We start from the raw sequence: 7,415 nt of genomic DNA, 5'->3' as shown, positions 1-7,415 counted from the left end.
AACTTTCAAAGCTTGGTTGTATGAATCTATGGCCTCTTCATACCTGCCTAGGTTACCCAAAACAACGCCGCGATTATACCAAGCATTGTCATGATTAGGGTTAACTTTCAAAGCTTGGTTGTATGAATCTATGGCCTCTTCATACCTGCCTAGGTTACCCAAAACAACGCCGCGATTATACCAAGCATTGTCATGATTAGGGTTAACTTTCAAAGCTTGGTTGTATGAATCTATGGCCTCTTCATACCTGCCTAGGTTAGCTAAAGCAAGACCGCGATTATCCCAAGCATAGTCATGATTAGGGTTAACTTTCAAAGCTTGGTTGTATGAATCTATGGCCTCCTCATACCTGCCTAGGTTATATAAAGCATTACCGCGATTATTCCAAGCATTGTCATCATTAGGGTTAACTTTCAAAGCTTGGTTGTATGAAGAAATCGCTTCTTTATGTTTACTAGCTGCATCTAACAATAAACCTAATTCAACCAATAAACCAGCTTGACTATCTGCGGTTTGATGGTCTTCAGCTAGTAGGGATTGAATCTCAATCATTTTTGCTTCTCTTTGTCCTGGAGAATAGTCTAAATATTCTTGGTAACTTCCGTCTAATAATAATTTCTGTGATTCTAATTCTACTTCTCTCGGTTCACTAGGAAAAACTATTAGGCTAGATAACCAGTCGAAAAAATCTGAAGCGCGACGAATAAAATACTTGAGAGAAAAAGGACGCAACATAAACACAAAGCAAATAGGAAAATCATCTTTAAATTGTTCTCTTCTTTGATTAAGATGGTTAAGGATTTTGGGCACTCCTTGCCAATCATAAACACTACCCTTTATATTTTGTTCTTTTCTCGTTAATTCGTATTCATAAAAGGAATGTTCTAAACCTCTAATAAAGAGAACATCTACTGCTTTTTTAGCAACAATTTCTGCGACTAAATCATATAAATTATCAATCGCCTCTTTTATATCTAATACTTCTATCTTTTTTTTAGTTACATCTTTTTTAACTCTAGCAATTATCTCTTCCCCTTTGGCAGGAGTAGAGCTAATAAATAGTAGTCTAAATCCTGAAGTCCAGGCTATACTTCTTACTAGAGATTGATATTTCTCTTCAGGATTAGCAGGATATTCTTCTTCTTCCCAATCAAGAGGATTGTGCTTCATCTTTCTCTAATAGTTCTTTGAATTCAGGAATATTGGCAATAACTGGGTGAATATCATACCAACATTTCTTTTCATAATTATTATCTAAATAGGCATATTCTAAAACACAACGATTAAACAGTAAGTTACGATATTCATTTTCATTGTTTATTCTCTTTTGGCGATGTACTTTGACTAATAATTCCCATTCTTCATGTTCTACACTGCGACGGTAAATATTTCTTAATTCACTAATCGCCCTAATTACACATTTATTGTTTAATGGTAACTGATCAGTTTTTGAGATAGCTGTCTGCATTAAAAACAGTAGATTTCTCACATGACCACCACTCATTAAGCATAATTTATTAAATGTATCTTTACTATCAAATATTTCTGTGTTTAGATCTTTTTTAGGAAGAACTCGATTAACTCTTTTACTAATTATTTCTTTCATTTTATCTAATCCAGGAGTAAAAATCTTATCCTGTATATCTTGAACCATAATCATCGGTAAAACAGGAATACCATTATAAATGTCTGCTAAATCTGGACCACGATGAGAGTAAACTAGAGAAATAGGAACAGTGTAGATAAGATGACAGTCGAGGGCTTTTAATTGTTCACTGCGATTAATAAAAATATCTTCGTGGTTAGTTTGACCATTTTCTTGAATTATGGGGGCGATTCTATCTAAGTTATCAACAATCACTGCTAGTTTCTGAGCATTTCCAGGAAGGTTTTTTTTAGCCTCTTGAAGAAACTGATTAAGGATATTAATTAGGGTGAGTGTATGAGGATTAACTTTAGCCCTAATTTTGTAGCGCATATTTGGTTCAGTTCTAATATTAGCAGTTAGTTTAGCAAATGCTGATAAACCTGTTTCTAAATCAAGACTGTCTAAACGTACTTGACTCCCCAGTAAGTCTTGTAATTCGTCAATTCTATCTTTTAACCAACCCAGAAGAGGCTTAGTGTTACCACTGGTTTTTAAATCTTTGAGAATGTGGCGTGTACAAGCAAGTAAAATATCTATATATTGAGTATCTTCTGATTGAATATCTTCTTCATCAGCGCCAAAATAAACTACATAAAACTGTTTATCTTCCAGAAATTTTTTTAGTCTTAATAATTCTGTAGATTTGCCTCCCCCTCGATGACCAGTATAAATTTGACAGGTGTTATTATCAGATCTTTGAGTGCGATTGCCTAAATCTGAAAAGATATCTGCATCTCCTCTTACTTCTTGACAGTCTACATACTTTGGATCTCCTGCGCGTAAAGCCTGAAAAGGTTCAAACAGGTTATATAGTCTTTCTAGTAAGTCATCATCGGAGATATCAGAAATAAAAGACATAGATACTGCCAGCTTAAATATTTTACTAAATTTATTTTACTGTAATCTGGCTGATTTAGCTCAACGCTGATAGGCGAGATGATATCATGTTCGCTTATATACTTACGATTAAAATAGCAGGGAGCACCGGAGCACGGGAGCAGGGAGCAGGGAGCACCGGAGCAGGGAGAAAAAAGTTTTTAACTGTTTGCATTAACATCTCATAATATAACTAATTAAACGGACTTGATATGAGACCATAATCTTGATAATATTTTGCGAATCCGTCTTAGTTAAGCTAACTTATTTAGATTCTGTTGCCAAAAAAGGGCGATCGCCTTTTTTTGGTTATACTGAGAGCAACGCACTAGTAACTATGAAATAGAAAAATAAATGCTAAAAACGAGGTTATGACAAACCACCTTGAGCCCCCCTTAGCAAGGGGGTGCAATAAACTTACTCAAAATTGCCAGCGAAAGCGGAGAGCGCCTTAGAGGCTGTTTTTTGGTCAATAATCTTGAGTTATTGGGAGGCGCTCTCCGCCACTTCATAAGTTATTTGTGACCCCAAACCATTAACTGGTAAAGGCTGGCAATTTTGAGCAGGTTTTCTCTCGCGGGGTTGGGGGGATCTAATCTGCTTCTATATTTTTAGCATTTTTTAATCAATTTGATATAACATAAAATTCAATGATTAATCAAAAGTATCAAGATTTACCCTCATCTAAATCGCCCTATTTATGGAAAGTACTTCAGCTTTCCACAAATTTAACAGCAACTTTAAAAAAATGGTCTAATAAATATGGAAATACTTTTAACATTGGTACTCCTAACCAGCCTGTTATTATTCTTACGGATCCTCAACATATACAACAACTGTTTTCTCCCCCCTCTCAAACTTTTGACTATGTGCAAAAAAATAAAATTTTTGAAACATTACTAGGTTCTCATGCGCTAATTTTCTTATCCCAAGATGAGCATTTAAAGCAAAAAAAACTAGTATCACCTAATTTTTCTGCTCAAAATCTCGAACATTGGGGACAAGAAATTCAACAAATAACTTTAACAACTGTTCAACAAGAAATCAAAAATGACTCAATAGTTAATGTTCGTAAGTTAATGAAAACAATCTCTTTAAAGATTTTAATAAGCCTAGTCATGGGAAATAAAGATTTAGAGAAATCTACTAAATTACACTCACTTTTAATAGAACTATTTGAACTTTTTGATAATTACTTGATTTTAGGTTATTTAGCAATTCCTTTTTTACAAAAACAATGGGGATTATGGAAAAAGCTATTAACAATTCAACAGGAAATAGAAAATTTAATTATCAGTATAACAAAATCAACTAAAGTTAATCCAGATAATTACTCTTATTCTCTTCTAGGTTTACTTTCTGAAAATCCAAGCCTAAGTGAACAACAAATAGTGTCTTTAACAAAAACTATTATTTTTGCTGGTTTTGAAACAAGTGCTTCTGCTTTTAGTTGGTCTTTATATTGGGCAAGTTTATTACCTCAAAATACCGCAAAGTTAATAGAAGAAATCAGCTCTTGTCCAAATTCATATTCATCAATAATACCTAAACTCTCTTACCTTAATGCTTTTTGTAATGAAGTTTTAAGAATCACACCACCTGCTATTAGCACTTTCCCTCGTTATCTTACTGAAGATTTAATTATTGATAATTATTTAATAAAATCTGGTTCTGTTTTGGGTGCTTATATTTACTTAGTCCATCATAATAAATCTATATATTCTAATCCAGAAGAATTTAAACCAGAACGTTTTTTAGAAAAACAATTTTCTCCTTATGAATTTATTCCCTTCGGTGGTGGTTTTATGCGTTGTCTGGGAGCTAATTTAGCCCAATTTGAAATGCGTATAGTTTTGTTTTCTCTTCTTAAGCATTTTTCTTTGACAATGATTCCCAATAAAACTGTTATGCCAATTCGTCATGGTATTATCATGACTCCTCCCAAAAATTTATCCTGTCAAATTGTTTGCAAAAATATTTAATTTTCAGAACCATAAGTAGGGGCGCTGTCAAATTGTTTGCAAAAATATTTAAAATTTTTCAGAACCATAAGTAGTAGGGGCGCAAGGCTTGCGCCCTCCCCTTCTTGCGCTTTTATTCAGTTGGCGATCTTTTCATTCATAAGAGTGAGGTATACAAGCGATCGCTCCTCATAGTAGACTTAGAATGTAAATACTTAATTTGAGCTGATTATGTTGTGGTGCGTTACACGCAGGTTAACGCACCCTACGTAGTTTTTTTATTCCGTTGGCAAAGAAGCGTCAGGTATATAAGCGAGATCGCTCCTTATAGTAGACTTAGAATGTAAATACTGAATTTGAGCTGATTATTTTGTGGTGCGTTACACGCAGGTTAACGCACCCTACGTAGTTTTTTTATTCCGTTGGCAAAGAAGCGTCAGGTATATAAGCGAGATCGCTCCTTATAGTAGACTTAGAATGTAAATACTGAATTTGAGCTGATTATTTTGTGGTGCGTTACACGCAGGTTAACGCACCCTACGTAGTTTTTTTATTCCGTTGGCAAAGAAGCGTCAGGTATATAAGCGAGATCGCTCCTTATAGTAGACTTAGAATGTAAATACTGAATTTGAGCTGATTATTTTGTGGTGCGTTACACGCAGGTTAACGCACCCTACGTAGTTTTTTTATTCCGTTGGCAAAGAAGCGTCAGGTATATAAGCGAGATCGCCCTTCATCCCCAGACTTAGAATGTAAATACTGAATTTGAGCTAATTATGATATGATTATAGGTTTTTTGGTTTTGTTGCCAAAAAAAAAGTATAAAAAATAATTAGCCCCAAAAATTTCTAGTTTTTGAGGCTATATAATATATCAGGATCACGAACAAAAATCCAGTACTAAATTACTAAACTGCACCTAATAATTTAAAACTGTTACAATTTAACACAGGAGAATTAATAGTACCATTCAAAGGACATTCTTGAACAGCACAAAAAGCACAATTAGCTTGACGGAAAGTGTTGCATAGAGTTACAGGAGAGTCGTCTAAACCATTCATAGCACAACTTCTGGTTAAACAACTTTGACAATCAGCTTTTTGTAAAATTCCGCTTTCTCTAGTTTCAACTGTAGTAGTCATAATAGATAGGTCTCCTCTTAAACGAATAGACAGGTATTTCTTGAACAAGATTTAGAAATCTTTTTTTGTTCCTGATAAACATATTAATACTTTTCCAAAAAGATGAATAGAGGGTCAATTTTTCAATTATTAGTAAGATATATCAACTAAAATTTCCTTAAATTGACCTATTTGGTAAAACTAACACTACAGATAAAACTAAGCTTTTAATCCTTGCTGGACTTTTTTTTTTAAAGCAATTTTCAGCTTATCATGAACTAAATAATGAACTACATCGTAACTAACTTTTATATCTAACTCAGTCTCTAACCAAAGCTGAATTTCTCTGTAGGTTTCAAAGGTTAATGAGTTTTGTAATTTTTCCTTTAATATTTCAATTGCCCAATCTGGGATAGAAGATTTTCTTCCCCCTCCTGTTTTCTCTGCTAGTAATGCTTCTATCCCCCCTTCTCGGTAGCTACGCAGCCAGCCTTGAACTGTAATGCGATGTCTTCCTACTAAGGCGGCTACTTCTGTAATGCTTTCTGCCTGTTTACTCTTCAGTAAATATAGCCATTGTATTTTCTGAAAATTTTCTGAGCTTTTTTGTTGATTTAGAAGTAACTTTAAAGTTTCTATTGATTCTTTAATCTCTATTTTACTTACTCCTGACATTACTTTTTATCTGTAAAATTGATATTACCAATGGGTTAAATTTCTCCCTTAGCTGTTCTTTGTCAATAAATTCGGCTTATTGATAAGACCTTGCAGCTAAATTTAACAAAACTTTACAATTGTTTGGTTGAGTAAGAGACTGCCAAAAATCCAAAACTTGTTCTCCTAATTGCTGTGGTTGAAAATAGTGGAAAAAATGAAAACCTTGGGGAGATTCCCAGAGGCGATCGCCTTGTTTGAGATAAATTTTCCACCCCTGTAGATTTTGACTAGTAATAATAGGGTCATTGTGAGAACCACAAATCAACAAGGGTTTAGAAATTCCCCCGGGAGGTAAATTGACTCTTTGGTAGAGAGAATGGGGAGAAAGAGAATTATCTAAAGCTTTTTCTAAAACCTCGATAACAGCTTTGTGATGAATTGGTGTTAAATAACCAAATAGATTTTTAGCTAAACGGGAAAGAACGATTTCACGACTACAGGGTAAAGTCTCCCGCAAAATGTAATAGTAACTAAACCAATCAACGGCAGGATTGACACCTACACCCAAGAGAGTCAAAGATTTCACCTTTTCTGGGTATTTACGACTATAAATAAGACTTAATAAGCCTCCTGTACTATGACCGATTAAATGTACAGGATGAGGCATAGTTTGAAGATAATCATCCAGATAATTTAAGGCTACATCTAGAGAACTAGTTTGATCTAGATTTTGTTCATATTGCCATTGAGCGATATAAAGATAATCAGAAAGATAGTTAATAGCTGGTAAATCAAAGCGACGTAAACTAGGACTAGTATTTAACCAAACAGCATCAGGATATTTAACCATAGGGGGCATCTCCAATCATTGAAATTATTGCCAATTTTTATCAATAACTTTAAATAGATTATCCTATCTGAAAAGTTATTGCAAGTAATTTTCATTAATTTCAGCTATTTGTTGTTTGGTTACAAGAGTGTATGTGGTGCGTTACACTTCGTTAACGCACCCTACGTAGCTGAAAAGTTATTGCCAGTTATTTTTATTAATTTCAACGTAAATCAGTAGTAGGGGCGCAAGGCTTGCGCCCATTCTTCGGCTTGCGCCCATTCTTCGGCTTGCGCCCATTCTTCGGCTTGCGCCCATTCTTCG

Annotated in this window: 6 protein-coding genes; 1 reads left to right on the top strand and 5 read right to left on the bottom strand. The window is 34.4% G+C overall.

Annotated elements, in window-relative coordinates:
- The coding region (locus MW688_RS19055) for a tetratricopeptide repeat protein (RefSeq protein WP_486737596.1) at positions 1-1,170 on the bottom strand (1,170 nt) is incomplete at its 3' end.
- Positions 1,151-2,506, bottom strand: coding sequence for an ATP-binding protein (locus tag MW688_RS19050; RefSeq protein ID WP_486737595.1), 1,356 nt, complete (start codon positions 2,504-2,506; stop codon positions 1,151-1,153). The genes MW688_RS19055 and MW688_RS19050, both read right to left, overlap by 20 nt.
- A 668-nt stretch (positions 2,507-3,174) precedes the next feature.
- On the opposite strand from MW688_RS19050, the gene MW688_RS19045 reads away from it, so the two are divergent.
- Complete coding sequence (locus tag MW688_RS19045; protein WP_486737594.1) at positions 3,175-4,506, top strand: cytochrome P450; 1,332 nt, start codon at positions 3,175-3,177, stop codon at positions 4,504-4,506.
- Positions 4,507-5,392: 886 nt separating this feature from the next.
- Here the strand turns inward: MW688_RS19045 and MW688_RS19040 are convergent.
- The 3 genes from MW688_RS19040 to MW688_RS19030 form a co-directional block, all read right to left on the bottom strand.
- Positions 5,393-5,626 carry a hypothetical protein gene (locus tag MW688_RS19040; protein WP_486737593.1) on the bottom strand — a complete coding sequence of 78 codons (234 nt, stop codon included), beginning with the start codon at positions 5,624-5,626 and terminating at the stop codon, positions 5,393-5,395.
- A 198-nt stretch (positions 5,627-5,824) separates the two neighbouring features.
- The gene (locus MW688_RS19035) at positions 5,825-6,280 is read right to left on the bottom strand and encodes a helix-turn-helix domain-containing protein (RefSeq protein ID WP_486737592.1); all 456 of its coding nucleotides are present in this window, start codon (positions 6,278-6,280) and stop codon (positions 5,825-5,827) included.
- Between the two features lie 76 nt (positions 6,281-6,356).
- A complete protein-coding gene (locus MW688_RS19030) occupies positions 6,357-7,112 on the bottom strand; it encodes an alpha/beta fold hydrolase (RefSeq protein WP_486737591.1) in 756 nt (251 codons plus the stop codon).
- Positions 7,113-7,415 lie beyond the last annotated feature (303 nt).

This window comes from Johannesbaptistia floridana (assembly GCF_057440575.1).
This window is presented reverse-complemented; position numbering and strand designations above follow the sequence as displayed.